The 16,827-nt window shown below is 68.0% G+C and carries 15 protein-coding genes; 9 read left to right on the top strand and 6 right to left on the bottom strand.

The genetic code is table 11. The features are described 5' to 3' along the window. Window positions 1-37: 37 nt before the first annotated feature. Window positions 38-1,078 (bottom strand): amidohydrolase family protein, encoded by a 1,041-nt coding sequence (locus OHO27_RS14215; RefSeq protein ID WP_328423839.1) that lies wholly within the window; start codon window positions 1,076-1,078, stop codon window positions 38-40. A gap of 115 nt (window positions 1,079-1,193) precedes the next feature. Here OHO27_RS14215 and OHO27_RS14210 point away from each other — a divergent pair, with 115 nt between their 5' ends. From OHO27_RS14210 to OHO27_RS14195, 4 genes are all read left to right on the top strand, one after another. Then, window positions 1,194-1,451: a hypothetical protein gene (locus tag OHO27_RS14210; RefSeq protein WP_328423837.1), complete on the top strand. Its 258-nt coding sequence runs from the start codon at window positions 1,194-1,196 to the stop codon at window positions 1,449-1,451. 35 nt (window positions 1,452-1,486) lie between these two features. Further along, window positions 1,487-1,828, top strand: coding sequence for a hypothetical protein (locus OHO27_RS14205; protein WP_443059706.1), 342 nt, complete (start codon window positions 1,487-1,489; stop codon window positions 1,826-1,828). Between the two features lie 221 nt (window positions 1,829-2,049). Further along, window positions 2,050-2,628 (top strand): IS607 family transposase, encoded by a 579-nt coding sequence (locus tag OHO27_RS14200; RefSeq protein WP_328423833.1) that lies wholly within the window; start codon window positions 2,050-2,052, stop codon window positions 2,626-2,628. After that, complete coding sequence (locus tag OHO27_RS14195) at window positions 2,621-4,267, top strand: transposase (RefSeq protein ID WP_328423831.1); 1,647 nt, start codon at window positions 2,621-2,623, stop codon at window positions 4,265-4,267. Before OHO27_RS14200 ends, OHO27_RS14195 begins: the two co-directional genes overlap by 8 nt. Window positions 4,268-4,277: 10 nt before the next feature. Here OHO27_RS14195 and OHO27_RS14190 read toward each other — a convergent pair whose 3' ends face one another. From OHO27_RS14190 to OHO27_RS14170, 5 genes are all read right to left on the bottom strand, one after another. After that, window positions 4,278-5,321, bottom strand: a complete 1,044-nt coding sequence (locus OHO27_RS14190) for an ABC transporter ATP-binding protein (RefSeq protein WP_328423829.1) — start codon at window positions 5,319-5,321, stop codon at window positions 4,278-4,280. 30 nt (window positions 5,322-5,351) lie between these two features. Continuing rightward, window positions 5,352-6,386, bottom strand: a complete 1,035-nt coding sequence (locus OHO27_RS14185) for an ABC transporter ATP-binding protein (protein ID WP_328423827.1) — start codon at window positions 6,384-6,386, stop codon at window positions 5,352-5,354. A 51-nt stretch (window positions 6,387-6,437) separates the two neighbouring features. Beyond that, entirely contained in the window at window positions 6,438-7,418 is a 981-nt protein-coding gene (locus tag OHO27_RS14180) for an ABC transporter permease (RefSeq protein ID WP_328423825.1), read from the bottom strand. Window positions 7,419-7,520: 102 nt separating this feature from the next. Continuing rightward, entirely contained in the window at window positions 7,521-9,278 is a 1,758-nt protein-coding gene (locus tag OHO27_RS14175; protein WP_328423823.1) for an ABC transporter substrate-binding protein, read from the bottom strand. 77 nt (window positions 9,279-9,355) lie between these two features. Beyond that, on the bottom strand, window positions 9,356-10,384 hold the full coding sequence (locus tag OHO27_RS14170) for an ABC transporter permease (RefSeq protein ID WP_328423820.1): 1,029 nt from the start codon (window positions 10,382-10,384) through the stop codon (window positions 9,356-9,358). A gap of 538 nt (window positions 10,385-10,922) precedes the next feature. On the opposite strand from OHO27_RS14170, the gene OHO27_RS14165 reads away from it, so the two are divergent. The 5 genes from OHO27_RS14165 (at window position 10,923) to OHO27_RS14145 (ending at window position 16,827) form a co-directional block, all read left to right on the top strand. Continuing rightward, a complete protein-coding gene (locus OHO27_RS14165) occupies window positions 10,923-12,545 on the top strand; it encodes a peptide ABC transporter substrate-binding protein (protein ID WP_328423818.1) in 1,623 nt (540 codons plus the stop codon). A gap of 7 nt (window positions 12,546-12,552) precedes the next feature. Next, a complete protein-coding gene (locus tag OHO27_RS14160) occupies window positions 12,553-13,476 on the top strand; it encodes an ABC transporter permease (RefSeq protein WP_328423816.1) in 924 nt (307 codons plus the stop codon). A gap of 59 nt (window positions 13,477-13,535) precedes the next feature. Continuing rightward, window positions 13,536-14,504, top strand: coding sequence for an ABC transporter permease (locus OHO27_RS14155; protein WP_328423814.1), 969 nt, complete (start codon window positions 13,536-13,538; stop codon window positions 14,502-14,504). A gap of 315 nt (window positions 14,505-14,819) precedes the next feature. Then, window positions 14,820-15,794, top strand: coding sequence for an ABC transporter ATP-binding protein (locus OHO27_RS14150; protein WP_328423812.1), 975 nt, complete (start codon window positions 14,820-14,822; stop codon window positions 15,792-15,794). Continuing rightward, entirely contained in the window at window positions 15,787-16,827 is a 1,041-nt protein-coding gene (locus tag OHO27_RS14145) for an ABC transporter ATP-binding protein (protein WP_328423810.1), read from the top strand. Before OHO27_RS14150 ends, OHO27_RS14145 begins: the two co-directional genes overlap by 8 nt.

Here is a 16,827-nt window from a genome sequence, read left to right as displayed (position 1 = left end):
TCCCTGGCCCTGAGCCCTGTGGCAGTCGCCCCGCCGCTCAGCGGACGACCCGCCCCCGCAGCACGATCCGCCGCGGATGCCGCAGCACCCCCGGCTCGACCCGCGGATCCGCGTCGTACACCGTCACGTCGGCAAGCCCGCCCTCCACCAGCCCGGGCAGACCCAGGAAGTCCCGCGCCGTCCAGCTCGCCGCACCCACCGCCACGTCGGCCGGCAGGCCTGCGGCGATGAGGTGTTCGACCTCGGTGGCCACGTTGCCGAAGGGGGCGGAGTCGGTGCCGGCGAGGACGCGGACGCCGGCGTCGTGGGCCTCGCGGACCCGGCGGATCATGATGCGGTGGCCTTCGTGCCAGAGGCGCCCACGGGGGTTGTCCTTGATGTCCGGCACGCGGCGCGCGAACGTCGTCAGGGTGGGGACGTACACGGTCCCGTGCGTGGCCATCAGCTCGACGCACTCCTGCGGCATGCCCATCCCGTGCTCGATGGAGTCGACGCCGGCCCGCGAGGCGTTCAGCACGCCTAGCGCCGACTGACAGTGCGCGGCGACCCGCCCCCCGACCGCGTGCACCGCGTCGGTGACGGCACGCAGGATGTCGTACGGCACCGGATCCGACTCGTAGTCCCAGTCGCCCATCAGCTTGCACCAGCCGTCGTGGGCCTTGGTATCCGCGACGGCGGCGGCGACGAGGTCGTCGGTGACGGTGTGGAAGTCGGCGCTTTTCGACAGTCCCGCCCACGCCAGCCACCGCCCTGCTGTGATCATGCGCGGGGCGTCCGGGGCCTCGCGCAGGCCCTCAGGGATCTCGCCGAGCAGCCCCGGGAACCGCAATGCCGTCGTCCCCGCGTCCCGGTGCGCCGCGATCTGCTCGGCGAACACCTCGGGGTCGAAGACGGGTTCGTCCTCGGACGGGGACCCGGGGTGCGTGTGGACGTCGACCAGTCCCGGCAGCAGGTAGCCGCCGTCGGCCACCGTCTGCGGCTCGCCGGACGGGCGGTCGAAGGTGATGCGGTCGCCGAGGAGCCAGAGGTCGCGGTGGGTGCCGTCGGGGAGGGTGGTGCCGCGCAGGTGTAGGGCCATGGAGAGGCAGTCTTGTTGCCCGCCCGGGTGACGACAAGGCCGCATCGCAAACGAAGGTACGGGTACGGGTGCGTACCCGTACCCTGGGTGGAAGGTGACCGATAGGAGCATGGCCATGACTGATGCCAACATTCGCATTCCGGTCGACGCCCGTGACCGGCTGGCCGAGATAGCGGCCGGCGAGGGTCTGTCGCTGCGAGCGTATCTGGCCCGGCTCGCGGACTCGCTGCTCACTCCGGCTGAGCGTGCCGACCGAGCCGAGCACGCCCGTGCGGTGCTGCGGGAATGGAACGGCTATGACCCCAGCGAGGGTGAGCAGGCCGACCTGGACGCGGAACTCGATCGCCGGCTCGCCGAGGCGGCCGCTCCGTGACCGACGTTCTCCATGTGATCCTCGACGACACGGCCATGGTCGCTGCCGGATCGGGCAACGTCCTGGCTTCCCGGCTGATCCACCGCGCCCATGCCACTTCGGGATGGTTTCTGTACGCGCCCACGTGTGCGCTGATCGAGGCCGATCGGACCCGGCGCGGCACGGCCGAGCACATCGTCGCACTGCCCGGCGTCGTCGTCCTCGACCTGGACCTGCCTGCCGCGCTTGCCGTCGCGCCGGATGACACCTGGGCTCCGGCTCACATCGAGTACGCGGCCCAGCCGACGCCCGAACGGCCGGACGGGGCTGTCGTCACCACCGTTGCCCCGGACCGGTGGAAGGGGCGGATGGTGCGCGTTCTCGACCTCAACCCCTGAGCAGCGCGCGGCCCCATGACCGAGAGATGAGGGCCCGCACGCACCCAAGGGGTGTGCACGGGCCCTCCTTCCCCTGGAACCGGACGCTCATGGGCTCGGGTCAATGGGCCGGTGAAAGTCCGTTCCGGGCACGGCGACTGACGAAAAGGGGTCAGAACCTGCTCTCGTATAAGTGTCCATGAGTGTCTTTTAGGTGTCACGAGTGTTGTACGATCTTGTGCATGAACCTGACGGAATGGGCACGCTCGCAGGGCATTGCCCCGCGTACGGCGTATCGCTGGTTCCGTGAGGGCACATTGCCGGTACCTGCGGAACGCGTGGGACCGCGCACGATCCTGGTGAACATCGACGCGAACACCTCACCCTCCGTGACCGGTGGTGTAGGTCTGTATGCCCGCGTCTCCTCGCATGATCAGAAGCCGGACCTGGAGCGGCAGACCGCTCGCCTGTCGGCATGGGCGGCGAAGGCCGGGCAGAAGGTCGTGCGGATCGAATCCGAGATCGCCTCGGGTGTGAACGGCTGCCGCGCGAAGGCGAGGCGGCTGCTGGCCGACCCGGCGGTGACCACGGTCGTGGTCGAGCACAAAGACCGCCTCGGCCGGATGAACGTGGAGCTGATCGAGGCTGCCCTGTCCGCGACTGGTCGCCGACTCGTCGTCCTCGATGACGGCGAAGTTGAAGACGATCTGGTCCGAGACATGGTGGAGGTGCTGACGTCGTTCTGCGCCCGCCTGTACGGCCGTCGGTCGGCGAAGAACCGGGCGAGGAAGGCTCTCGAAGCGGCGGCTGCCGATGAGTGAGCCGAAGAAGAAGAAGCTCCGCACCATCGACGCGCCGTTCGTCGCGCTCGGGCCGTCCGGGGTGGCGATACGCGACCGCCTGGGGCACCTCACCGACGTGGACGACAAGGTGTTGCGGCTGGTCGGTGAACACCTCGGACGCCTCGCCTCGCTGGACCTCAAGAACCGCTGCATGGACGGCCTGGACCACAACAGCGACACGTGGGCCGCCCGCAAGCAGGGCCTGACGGCCGACTCCTCGTCTCGGTGGGCCGGTTCGATCACGAAGGCCACTCACGATCAGTGGGCTCTGTCCCGCCGCTGTCAGCTCGCCCACATCCAAGGGCTTGAGGCCGGTGTGCGGACGCTGATGCACCGCCTCTCCCAGCCGATCGGGGAGAAGGGCACCAAGCGGGCACCCGGCGGATACCGCAGTCGGGGCGAGTGGTTCCAGAAGTCCCGCCGTCTGACGACCCTGGAATACCGCCTGGACGTGGCCCGCGCTGAGCGTGAGGCCGGTGTCGTGCACGTCGCGCGCGGCGGCCGGCGCCTGATCAACAACCGCCACAACCTCGAAGCCGCCCAGCTCACCGCCGAGCAGTGGCGTGAGCGGTGGGAAGCCGAACGGTGGTTCCTCGCCGTCGACGGCGAGTCCGGCAAACGCTTCGGCAACGAGACGATCCGCGTCACGCCGGATGGCGAGGTCAGCATCAAGCTGCCCGCCCCGCTTGCCCACTTGGCCAACAGCAAGCACGGCCGGTACGTCCTCGCCACCCGCGTGCAGTTCCAGCACCGGGGAGCCGAGTGGCGCGACCGGATCGAAGACAACCGGGCCGTGGCCTACCGTATCCACCTGGACGTGGAGCGGGGCCGCTGGTACCTGACAGCGTCGTGGACACGGCCCGTTGTCCAGACGATCCCGCTTCAGACGGCGCGGTCTGAGGGCATGGTCGGCGTGGACACCAACGCCGACCACTTCGCCGCCTACCGGCTCGACCGGCACGGCAACCCGGTCGGCGACCCCAAGCGGTTCTTCTACGACCTGTCCGGCAGCGCAGACCACCGTGACGCCCAGATCCGGCACGCCATCAGCCAGTTGCTGCACTGGGCCGACCGGTGCGGCGTCAAAGCCATCGGCCTGGAGAACCTGGACTTCGCCGCCGAGAAGACCCGCGAGAAGCACGGCAGACGTAAGCGCTTCCGGCAGCTCATCTCGGGCATCCCGACCGGCAAGCTCAAGGCCCGGCTCGTGTCCATGGCGTCCGAACACGGCCTGTCGATCGTTGCTGTGGATCCGGCGTACACGTCGATGTGGGGCGATCAGCACTGGAAGAGGCCCCTCACCTCGAAGAAGCGAAAGATGTCCCGTCACGATGCCGCCGGCATCGCGATCGGGCGACGCGCCCTCGGGCACCCCATCCGGCGACGGACGGCACCGCCCCCGCAGCACCAGAGCGATACTGCGGGGCATCGGACCGCCCAGGCCGGACCAGGCGCACGAGGGCGTGAGGGAACCCGCCCACCCGTCACGGAGCGTGCACACGATGCACGCAGCCGGACGGGGACACAGCGAACGCGGGAGACCAGCGCATCAAACACCGTTCGGGATGCGCGCAGTTCCGGGAGCTGGCAGCAAATGTCACTCCTGGACACTGGTTAGGAACGGTGTGTCAGACCGCCGGCTGGGGGTCCTTGGCGAGACGCGGCGCGGGGACCGCCTCGTCCGTCTCCGGGTAGTGGCACGCGGTCAGGTGGCCGGGCTTGTTGCCCTCGACCTGGACCAGCGGCGGGGCCTCGGTCGAGCACTTCTCCGTCGCCTTCCAGCAGCGGGTGCGGAAGCGGCAGCCGGAGGGCGGGTTGATGGGGGAGGGGACATCGCCCTGGAGGCGGATGCGCTCGCGGGGGGTGTCCTCCACCGTCGCCTCGGGCACGGCGGACAGCAGCGCCCGGGTGTACGGGTGGCGCGGGTTGTCGTACAGGTCGTCGCGGTCGGCGATCTCGACGATCTTGCCGAGGTACATGACCGCGACGCGCTGCGAGAAGTGCCGTACGACGGCCAGGTCGTGGGCGATGAAGACGAACGCGATGCCCAGTTCCTGCTGGACCTTCTGGAGCAGGTTCACGACCTGTGCCTGGATGGAGACGTCGAGGGCCGAGACCGGCTCGTCGGCCACGATCAGCTTCGGTTCGAGGGCCAACGCCCTTGCCACGCCGATGCGCTGGCGCTGACCGCCGGAGAACTCGTGCGGGAAGCGGTTGTAGTGCTCGGGGTTCAGACCGACGATCTCCAGCAGTTCGCGCACACGCGTCTCGCGGCCGCCCGCAGGGTTGATGTCGTTGATCTCCATCGGGCCGGAGATGATCTTGCCGACCGTCTGGCGCGGGTTCAGGGACGCGTACGGGTCCTGGAAGATCATCTGGATCTCGGAGCGGACCGGTGCCAGCTGCCTGCGGCCCGCGTGCGTGATGTCCTGGCCGCGGTACGAGATCTTGCCGCTCGTCGGCTCCAGGAGCCGCGTGATCAGCCGCCCGGTCGTCGACTTGCCGCAGCCCGACTCGCCGACCAGACCGAGGGCCTCGCCCTCGCCCACCTGGAAGTCGAGGCCGTCCACGGCCTTGACGGCCCCGACCGTGCGTTTGATCGGGAAGCCGCCCTTGATCGGGAAGTGCTTGGTCAGACCGCTGACGTCCAGGAGCGGTTGCGCGTTGCTCATGATGGTGAAGTCCCGTCTCGTGTACGTCAGTCAGTGCCGGGATCCGGCGAATTCGGCGAACAGATCCTTGCGCTCCCCGGGCGCGAGGTGGCAGGCGGAACCCCGGCCGTCCACCACGTCGAGGAGCGGCCGCTCGCTGGAGCACAGCCCGCCCGTGACCTTGTCGGTGAAGGCGCACCGTGGGTGGAAGCGGCAGCCGGGGGGCGGGTTCAGCAGCGACGGCGGCGCACCCGGGATCGGCGACAGCGGCACGTCGACCGGCCCGTCCAGGCTCGGCATGGAGCTCATCAGGCCCAGGGTGTAGGGGTGCTGCGGGTCGCGCAGCACCTCCTCCTTGGTGCCCCGCTCCACGCACCGGCCGCCGTACATCACCAGCACGTCGTCCGCGATGTCGGCGATGACCCCGAGGTCGTGCGTGATGAAGATGATCGCCGTGCCGAACTCCTGCTGGAGCTCCTTGAGCAGATCCAGGATCTGGGCCTGGACCGTCACGTCGAGCGCGGTGGTCGGCTCGTCCGCGATGAGCAGCTCGGGGTCGCAGACCAGTGCCATGGCGATCATGGCGCGCTGGCGCATACCGCCGGAGAACTGGTGCGGGTAGTCGTCCACCCGCATGTCGGGCTGCGGGATCCCGACCCGCCGCAGCATCTCGATCGCCCGCGCCCGTGCCTCCTTCTTGGAGGCACCGGTGTGCTTGCGGTACGTCTCCCCGATCTGCTTACCGATGGTGTGGTACGGCGACAGCGAGGCCAGCGCGTCCTGGAAGATCATGGACATCTTGTTGCCGCGCAGCCGCTCCAGTTCCCGCTCGGAGGCGGTGAGCAGTTCCTGCCCGTCCAGCAGGATCTCGCCGTCGATCTTGGTGCGGAACGGGTCGTGCAGACCCAGGATCGTCAGGTTGGTGACGGACTTGCCGGATCCCGACTCGCCCACGATGCCGAGCGTCTGGCCCTTGGCAATGTCGAAGGAGAGCCCGTCGACGGCCTTGACGATGCCGTCCTCGGTGGAGAAGTGGACCTGGAGGTCCTTGACGGAGAGGAAGGGCTGCTGATCGGTGCTCGTCACGGGGACGCTCCTGAGGGGGGTGATGCGAGGGGTCGGGAGTGGGGGCGGAGGTCAGGCGAGCCGGATCCGCGGGTCGATGAGGGCGTAGACGGCGTCCACGATGATGTTGGCGAAGACGATCGCGCCGGCCGCCAGCAGGGTCACACCCAGCAGCATCGGCAGGTCGCTCTGGTCCACGGACTTCACCGCGAGTCGGCCGACGCCCGGGAGGCTGAAGGTCGACTCGGTGATGATGGCACCGCCGATCAGCGTGCCCAGGTCGATGCCGAACACCGTGACGATGGGACCCATCGCGCCGCGCCAGGCAAACCGGAAGAACACGTTCGACCGGGACAGACCCTTGGCCCGTGCCGTGCGGACGTAGTCCTCGCTGAGTTGCTCCACGAGCTGGGAGCGGGTCATACGCGTGTAGTTGGCCGTGAAGATGATCGCGAGGACCAGCCAGGGCAACAGCAGCCCGCCGAACCAGGCGGCCGGGTTCTCGGAGAGCGGGGTCCACTGCGGCTGGTCGAGCCATCCCAGCTGCGCGACGAAGAAGAACATCGCGATGTAGCCGACGAAGTAGATCTGGAGCGAGGAGCCGAGCAGCGAGGCGGAGCTGGCGAACTTGTCCAGGAACTTGCCCTGCTTGAGCGCCGCGATCATGCCCGCGCCGATACCGAGGATCAGGAAGACGACAGCCGCGCCGAAGGCGAGCGAGAGGGTCGTCGGCAGACGGTCCATGATCGTGTCGAAGACGGGCTCGCGGTTCGCGAAGGAGTACCCGAGGCAGGGTGCGTTGCAGAAGTCGTAGTTGGCGTAGTCGCGCCCGACGAAGACGCCGACGAGCCACAGCCAGTACTGCACCGGGATCGGCTTGTCGATGCCCAGGTTCTGCCGGATCTGCGCCAGGTTCTCGGGCGTGCAGTTCTTGCCGCAGGACATCATCGCGGGGTCACGCGGCACGGCGTAGAAGAGCCAGAAGGTGATGGCGCTGATGATCAACAAAATGACCAGCGCGCCGATGACTCGGCGGACAAGGAAGCGGAACATGAGGCGTGACTTTCCGGACGGGGCGCCGTCGCCGGGGGGAAGTAGAGGGGTGGGCCGCAGGGGCGGCCATGTGGAATGGCCGCCCCCAAGGGTCGTGCTCGCTTACTTCTTGGCGTAGAGCTTCGTGAGCGCGACGCAGGTGTTGCCGCCGTCCCAGACGACGTTGCCGACCTTGGAGCCGTACAGGTAGTTCCGGATCTTGTGGTAGTCCGGGACGACCGCGGCCAGCTCCATGATCATCTTGTCGACGTTGCCCCAGGCCTTGTTGGCCTCCTCCACGTCCGCGATCTGGCCCGCGGCGTCGATGGCCTTGTTGACGCTCGGGTCGTCCAGCTGGGCGTAGTTGCTGCGGCCGTCGCCGATGTTCTTGCCGCTCCAGCAGGGGTAGAACTGCGAGTAACCGCCCGGCCAGTCCGGGCTCCAGCCGGCGGCGAACAGGTCGAAGTCGTTGTCGATCTTGCCGATCTGGGTGTAGAACGTCGACTTGTCGACCTGCTTGTTGACGACCTGGAAGCCGGCCGCCTCCAGCGCGTTCTTGATGGCGACGGCGGTCTTCACCGCGGTGTCCGACTGCTGGTAGGCGATGACCAGCTTGTAGCCGAGCTTGCCGGCTTCCTTCAGGAGGGCCTTGGCCTTCTCGGGGTCGCCGCCCGGCTTCTTGTCGACGCCGTACAGGTCGAACTTGGTGTAACCGGGCGTCACCGGGGCGAAGATCGTGGTGGCGATCTCCTGGGACGCGGCACCGCCACCGATGGTCTGGAGCTGCTGGTGCGGCCAGGCGTGGTTGATGGCCTGGCGGACCTTGAGGTCCTTGACCCGGGTCATGTTGATCGGCCAGTAGTAGGTGACCGTGTCGACCGCGGTGAGGACGCGCTTCTTCAGCTCGGGCTTGGTGAGGACCTGGGCGAGACGCTCGGGCGCGACCTCGTTGAAGATCGGCACCGCGTACTGGTCGTTGCCCTGGTCCGCGATCCAGCGGTCGGTCGACGCCACCAGCTCGTAGCCCATCTGGAAGACGAACTTGTCCGGGTAGGCGTTGCGGATCGGGTCCGTCTTCGGGTCCCAGTGCTCGTTGCGCACGAAGGTCATCGACTTGCCGATGCTCCGGCTCTCGATCTTGTACGGGCCGCAGGAGACCGGCTTCTTGTCGTACTTCTCCTTGGTGTCGCCCTTCTTGGGCACCAGGGAGTAACCACGCATCGCGAGCGTGTAGTTGAAGTCGACGCGGGCTTCCTTGAGGCGGAAGGTGATGGTCTTGCCGTCGATCTCGATGGAGTCGAGGCTCTTGCCGCCGTACGGGCCGTCGTACTTGTCGCCGCCCTCCAGGAACTCCTGGACGTAGATCGGGCCCTCGGTGATGAAGCTCGCGAAGAGGCGCTCGAAGGTGTGGCGGACGTCGTCCATGGAGAGGTCGGCGCCGTCCTCCCACTTGATGCCGTCCTTGATGGTGAAGGACCAGGTCTTGCCGCCGTCCTTCATCGTGCCGGCGTCGGTCGCGGCGTCGCCGACCAGGGTGGCCCCGCCCTTGTCGTCCAGCTTGTAGCCGGTCAGACCGCGCATGATCGGCACGGTGATGGCGCCCTCGGTCGAGACGTAGATCTGCCCCGGGTCCATGTGGTCCATGTCGAACTGCTGGAGCGAGTAGATCGTCCCGCCCGTCACAGCGCCCTTGACCTCGGTGGCCGGGCCGGTCGAGTCGGCCTTGGTGCCCACGGGGATCTCGGTGGTCTTGGAGCCGGTGACTTTCGGGGCCTGGTCCTGCGAGCCGCCCTCGCTGCCGCTGCTGCAGGCGCTCAGTACCGAGGTCGACGCCGCGGCCACGCCGGTGGCGATCAGGAAGTTTCTACGCGAGAAGGACATCGCATCCTGCCTTGAAGTGGGTTGATGAGAGAGATCCGGCACCCGGCGACTTCGCCTGGTCCTGAATTGAGCCGGAGTCAGCGCTTGGACTTCGGGTCGAGTGCGTCACGCACCGAGTCACCGAGGAGGTTGAACGCGAGCACGAAGATCACCATGGACATGCCCGGGAAGAGCATGAAGGTGAGGTCCTCCGTGTAGAACTGGGCGCCTCGCTGGATCATGACGCCCCAGTCCGGGGTCGGGTCGATCATGCCGACACCGAGGAAGGCGAGACCCGCCTCAGCGGTGACGAAGGCCGGGAGCATCAGCGTGGACTGGATGATGATCGGAGTCCACAGGTTGGGCAGCAGCTCCTTGAAGACGATACGCCGCGGTGACGCGCCCGTGACCTTGGCCGCCTCGACGAACTCCCGCTCGCGCAGGCCGAGTACCTGGCCTCGCAGCAGTCGGGCGATGGAGGCCCAGCCGAAGGCGGAGAGCACGATGATCAGGCCTGCGGCGCGCAGCCACGTCGGGATGTTCTCGTCGGGGGCGACGAAGAGCCCGTACACGACCGGCATGAAGGCGATGAAGAAGAGGGTGGACGGGAACGACAGCAGGATGTCGATGACCCGGCCCACGAAGTAGTCCGTCTTGCCGCCGAGATAGCCGGCGGTGACGCCGATGACCACGCCGAGGATGACGGTGAGCAAGGTGGCCGCGACGGCGATGCCCAGCGAGGTGCGGATCGCGTAGAGAAGGAAGGTGAAGACGTCACGGCCGAGCTGCGGCTCGATGCCGAACCAGAACTCCGAGCTGATGCCGCCGTTCGGACCCGCCGGGTACGCGAAGGCGTTCAGCAGCTCAGGCTGCTGGCTCGCGTACGTCGTGTACGGATCCTTCCCGTACAGCTTCGCGATGAGCGGAGCAGTGAGCGCGATCACGAAGAAGAAGATCACGATGTACGCCGATATGACGCCCGTGCGGTCCCGCTTGAAGCGGGTCCACGCCAGCCGTCCCGGCGAGCGGCTCTCGTTGCCCTTAGGGGTGGAGGGCGAAGGCGACTTGTCGATGCTTTCGTCAGTCGCCTCAAGCGGTGCGGCCGCGGATGGAGTTGGGGGGGTCATGGTGCTCCTGGCCCAAGGGAGGGTCTGATGACTCCGCAGGGCACGCTCCCCTACGGGCTACGCCGGACTTTTTCAACGCAATTCATTCAAGGTCAATAAATTCTCGGCTGACTTGGTTTTCTCTTTACGTTCTTTACTCTGTCTTGACCATTCCGTAGCTACGCGGGTAGCGCAACGTGATTGAGTTGTGCCTTGACTTGGACCAATTGGACCAATCGGGCAACGAGTTCGATATGCGGACTCTCCAGTACCGAAATGTGTACATCCAGCGGTCGTAATCCAACGGTTCGGCATCGGATGGTGGAGATCCATTGCGTCATACATCGAAGATCCATTGGGGCGGATGAAAGAAGTCCGTTTCGTCGCCCGCGAGGACGTCGCGAGGGCGACGAAACGGACCCTCGCGGGTGCCTCGCGGGAGGGGTCCGCGCTCCGGCATCCGGACGGTCTGTTGCTCCATTGGCCGGAGTCCGTGTGCGATATGCGCCCTTTCGCTTGATATTGGCCCGTAACGGATCAGTACCAGAGGAGGCACTCCATGCGTGGAGCCACGTTCGCCAGACAGGCCGCATGTGCGATGGCGGTCGCGCTCGTGGCGACGGCCTGTGGAGGCGGGGGTGACAGCGGAGCCGGCGGCGAGGCGCTGAGCTCGTCGTGGACCGATCCGCAGAACCCGCTGGAGCCGGCCAACACCAATGAGGTGCAGGGCGGCAAGGTGCTCTCCATGATCTTCCGGGGTCTGAAGCAGTACAACCCGAAGACCGGCGAGGCCGAGGACATGCTCGCCGAGCGGATCGAGACCACCGACTCGCGCACCTACACGATCACCGTCAAGGACGGCTGGACCTTCAGCGACGGCGAGAAGGTCACCGCCAAGTCCTTCGTGGACGCCTGGAACTACGGGGCGAGCCTGAGGAACAACCAGAAGAACGCCTACTTCTTCAGCTACATCGACGGCTACGACAAGGTCCACCCGGTCAAGGGCGAGCAGAGCGCCGACACCATGTCCGGGCTGAAGGCGGTCGACGACAGGACGTTCACCGTCCGGCTCAGCCAGAAGTTCTCCGGCTTCCCCGACACCCTCGGCTACAACGCCTTCGTCCCGCTGCCGCGTGCCTTCTACGACGACCACGCAGGCTGGCTCGCCAAGCCCGTCGGCAACGGTCCGTACACCGTGCAGTCGTACACCAAGGGCTCCGAGATGAGCCTCACGAGGTGGGACGCGTACCCGGGTCCGGACGCGGCCCAGAACGGTGGCGTCACCCTCAAGGTCTACACGGACAACAACACGGCCTACACCGACCTGATGGCCGGCAACCTCGACCTCGTCGACGACGTACCGGCCCAGCAGCTGAAGAACGTCCGCAGCGACCTCGGCGACCGCTACCTCAACACCCCGGCCGGCATCATCCAGACCCTGGCCTTCCCCCACTACGACAAGGCCTGGAACAAGCCCGGCTCGGTCAAGGTCCGCAAGGGGCTGTCCCGGGCGATCGACCGCGAGCAGATCACCAAGACCATCTTCCAGGGGACCCGCACGCCCGCGACCGACTGGACCTCACCCGTCCTGGGCGCGGAGGGCGGTTACAAGGCGGGGCTGTGCGGTGAGTGGTGCCAGTACGACGCGGCCGCGGCGAAGAAGCTGATCGAGGAGGGCGGCGGGCTGCCAGGCGGGCAGGTGAAGATCACGTACAACGCGGACACCGGCTCCCACAAGCTGTGGGTGGACGCCGTCTGCAACTCCATCAACAACGCCCTGGGCAACGACCGGGCCTGCGTCGGCAACCCGATCGGCACCTTCGCCGACTTCCGCAGCAAGAGCACGACCCAGAAGCTCTCCGGCCCCTTCCGGGCGGGCTGGCAGATGGACTACCCGCTGCCCCAGAACTTCCTCCAGCCGCTCTACTACACCAACGCCTCCTCCAACGACGGCAAGTGGTCCAACGAGGAGTTCGACAAGCTCGTCGACGAGGCGAACGCCGAGACCGACCCCGCACGGGCCGTGGAGATGTTCCAGAAGGCCGAGGCGGTCGTCCGGGACAACATGGCGGCCATCCCGCTCTGGTACCAGAACGGCAGCGCCGGCTGGTCGCAGCGGCTGTCGAACGTGGCCCTCAACCCGTTCAGCGTCCCCGTCTACAACGAGATCAAGGTCGGCTGAGCCCGTCATGGGGCGGTACGTCGTCCGGCGCCTGGTGCAGATGGTCCCGGTGTTCATCGGGGCCACCCTGCTGATCTTCCTCATGGTCAACGTGATGGGGGACCCCGTCGCGGGCCTGTGCGGCGACCGGCAGTGCGACGCGGCGACGGCGGCTCAGCTGAGGAAGGAGTTCGGCCTCGACAAGCCCGTGTGGCAGCAGTACCTGACCTATATGGGGAACGTCTTCACCGGAGACTTCGGTACGGCGTTCAACGGCCAGGAAGTCACCGAGCTGATGTCGACCGCCTTCCCGGTCACCATCCGGCTCACGATCGTCGCGGTCCTCTTCGAGGTCCTCATCGGCGTCACGCTGGGCGTCGTCACGGGTCTGCAGCGGGGCCGCCCCGTCGACTCCGGTGTCCTGCTCCTGACCCTCGTCGTGATCTCCGTCCCCACCTTCGTCACCGGCCTGCTGCTCCAGCTGCTGCTCGGCGTGGAGTGGGGCTGGATCCGCCCGTCGGTCTCCTCATCGGCCCCCTTCGGCGAGCTGCTCATCCCGGGCCTCGTCCTCGCCTCGGTCTCCCTCGCGTACGTCACCCGGCTGACCCGCACCTCGATCGCGGAGAACCGGCGCTCCGACTACGTCCGTACGGCGATCGCCAAGGGCCTGCCGAGGCACCGGGTGGTCACCCGGCATCTGCTCCGCAACTCCCTCATCCCCGTCGTCACCTTCGTCGGCGCCGACATCGGCTTCCTCATGGGCGGCGCGATCGTCACCGAGCGGATCTTCAACATCCACGGCGTCGGCTACCAGCTCTACCAGGGCATCCTGCGCCAGAACACGCAGACCGTCGTCGGCTTCGTGACGGTCCTCGTCCTCGTCTTCCTCGCCTGCAACCTGGTCGTCGACCTGCTGTACGCCGTACTCGACCCGAGGATCCGCTATGCCTGAGCAGCCGTTCCAGCCCGAGGGGCGATCGCCGGCAGCGGCGCGGGGGCGCGGGCGGTGCGATGGAGCTGGCCGCGGGCGAGGCGCAGACGCTGGAGCCGCGGCCGCCGGTCGGGCCGGCACCGCGGGGTCCGCAGGGCACGGGACCGCCGGGGCCGCAGCTGTCGGAGGCCGCGGCGGACGAACGTCCGCGCAGCCTCTGGTCCGACGCCTGTCAGGACCTGCGCCGCAACCCCGTCTTCATCGTCTCGGGCCTGATCATCCTCTTCTTGCTCTTCATCTCCCTGTGGCCCTCGGCGATCGCCTCCGGCAGCCCCCTCACGTGCGACCTCGCCAAGGCCCAGCAGGGCTCCGCGCCCGGCCATCCCTTCGGCTACGACGGCCAGGGGTGCGACGTCTACACGCGCACGGTCTACGGCGCCCGTACGTCCGTCGCGGTCGGCGTATGCGCCACGCTCGGGGTCGCGGTCCTCGGCTCGGTGCTGGGGGCGCTGGCGGGCTTCTTCGGCGGCCTGTGGGACTCGTTCCTCTCCCGCATCACCGACGTCTTCTTCGCCATCCCGGTGATCCTCGGTGGCCTGGTCCTGCTGTCCGTGGTCACCGCCAACTCCATCTGGCCGGTCATCGGCTTCATCGTGCTGCTCGGCTGGCCGCAGATCTCCCGCATCGCGCGCGGCGCCGTCATCACCGCCAAACAGCACGACTACGTCCAGGCCGCCCGCGCCCTCGGCGCCTCCAACTCCCGCATCCTCCTGCGCCACATCGCGCCCAACGCCATCGCCCCGGTGATCGTGGTCGCGACCATCGCCCTGGGTACGTACATCGCCCTGGAGGCGACCCTGTCCTATCTGGGGGTCGGCCTGAAACCCCCGAGCGTCTCCTGGGGCATCGACATCTCGGCCGCCTCCCCCTACATCCGCAACGCCCCCCACGCCCTCCTGTGGCCCTCCGGCGCCCTCGCCGTCACGGTCCTGGCCTTCATCATGCTGGGCGACGCAGTCCGCGACGCCCTCGACCCGAAGCTGAGGTGAGGGGGCGGTGGCGGTGGCGACGAGGGAGGTCACGGGGCGGCAACGCGAGCTGCGCAGTGCCCGGGGCCGGGGCCGAGAGGGCGACGCGGCGTCGGCCTGCGGCCCGCCCGGGGGCGTGGTGCCGACCGTGCTCGGCCGGTGGCGGACCTGCGGGGTGCCCGCGGTCCCAGGCCACCTGCCGGGGCGTCACCTCGCGTCGGGCGCCTGGTGCTCGCCGTCCTGGTCGCCGTCATGCTCGACGTCGCGGTGTGCGACGCCCCCGGGGTCTGCCTGGGTCCCCGCCGCCCCCATCCGAAAGTGAGGTGAGCCGACGGCATGCTGCTCGAAGTGCGTGATCTGCAGGTGGAGTTCCGGACGCGGGACGGGGTTGCCAAGGCGGTCAACGGGGTGAGTTACGGCGTGGACGCGGGGGAGACGCTCGCCGTGCTCGGGGAGTCCGGGTCCGGGAAGTCGGTGACCGCGCAGGCGGTGATGGGGATTCTCGACATGCCGCCCGGGAGGATCACCGGGGGCGAGATCCTCTTCCAGGGGCGGGACCTGCTGAAGCTGAAGGAAGAGGAGCGGCGCAGGGTCCGCGGCGCCGAGATGGCGATGATCTTCCAGGACGCCCTGTCGTCGCTCAACCCCGTACTGACCGTCGGCGACCAGCTCGGCGAGATGTTCGTGGTGCACCGCGGCATGTCCAGGAAGGACGCGCGGGCGAAGGCCGTGGAGCTGATGGACCGGGTGCGCATCCCGGCCGCGCGCGAGCGCGTCAAGCAGTACCCGCACCAGTTCTCCGGCGGCATGCGCCAGCGCATCATGATCGCGATGGCCCTCGCCCTCGAACCCGCGCTCATCATCGCCGACGAGCCCACCACCGCCCTGGACGTCACCGTCCAGGCCCAGGTCATGGATCTGCTGGCGGAGCTCCAGCGCGAGTACCGCATGGGCCTGATCCTCATCACCCACGACCTCGGCGTCGTCGCGGACGTCGCGGACCGGATCGCCGTGATGTACGCCGGCCGCATCGTGGAGTCGGCGCCGGTGCACGACATCTACAAGGCGCCCGGCCACCCGTACACCAGGGGCCTGCTGGAGTCGATCCCGCGCCTGGACCAGAAGGGCCAGGAGCTCTACGCCATCAAGGGCCTGCCCCCCAACCTCATGAACATCCCGCAGGGCTGCGCCTTCAACCCCCGCTGCCCGATGGCCCGCGACCTGTGCCGCACCGATGTGCCCGAGCTGTACGAGGTCTCCGAAGCACGGGGCAGCGCCTGCCACTTCTGGAGGGAGTGCCTGGATGGCTAGTTCCTCACCGGCCGAGCCGATTCTGGAGGTCAGCGGGCTCGTCAAGCACTATCCGCTCACCCGGGGCATCCTCTTCAAGAAACAGGTGGGCGCGGTCAAGGCCGTCGACGGCGTCGACTTCACCCTCCACCGCGGCGAGACCCTCGGCATCGTCGGCGAGTCCGGCTGCGGCAAGTCGACGGTCGCCAGGATGCTGGTCAACCTGGAACGGCCGACGGCCGGTTCGATCAAGTACAAGGGCGAGGACATCACCAGGCTGTCCGGCCGCGCCCTGAAGGCCGTACGCCGCAACATCCAGATGGTCTTCCAGGACCCGTACACCTCCCTCAACCCCCGCATGACGGTGGGCGACATCATCGGAGAGCCGTACGACATCCACCCCGAGGTCGCTCCGAAGGGCGACCGCCGCCGCCGGGTGCGGGACCTGCTGGACGTGGTCGGCCTCAACCCCGAGTACATCAACCGCTACCCGCACCAGTTCTCCGGCGGCCAGCGCCAGCGCATCGGCATCGCACGGGGGCTGGCGCTGCGCCCGGAGGTCATCGTCGCCGACGAACCCGTCTCCGCGCTGGACGTCTCGGTCCAGGCCCAGGTCATCAACCTGATGGACCGCCTGCAGAACGAGTTCGAGCTCTCCTACGTCTTCATCGCCCACGACCTGTCGATCGTCCGGCACATCTCCGACCGGGTCGGGGTGATGTACCTCGGACGGATCGTGGAGATCGGCAGGGACGCCGAGATCTACGACCACCCCACGCACCCCTACACCCAGGCGCTGCTCTCCGCGGTCCCCGTCCCCGACCCGGAGGCCCGTGCACACCGCGCACGCATCATCCTCGCGGGCGACGTCCCGTCCCCGACGAACGTCCCCTCCGGCTGCCGCTTCCGCACCCGCTGCTGGAAGGCGGAGGAACGCTGCGCCGAGCAGGTGCCGGCGCTCGCGGTGCCGGCACGTCTGCGGGACCCGAGCGGGCCCGAGGCGCACGACTCGGCGTGCCATTTCGCGGCGGCGCAAGGCAACGGGCCGGGGTGA

It is taken from the genome of Streptomyces sp. NBC_00443 (assembly GCF_036014175.1).
Classification (GTDB): Bacteria; Actinomycetota; Actinomycetes; order Streptomycetales; family Streptomycetaceae; genus Streptomyces.
This window is presented reverse-complemented; position numbering and strand designations above follow the sequence as displayed.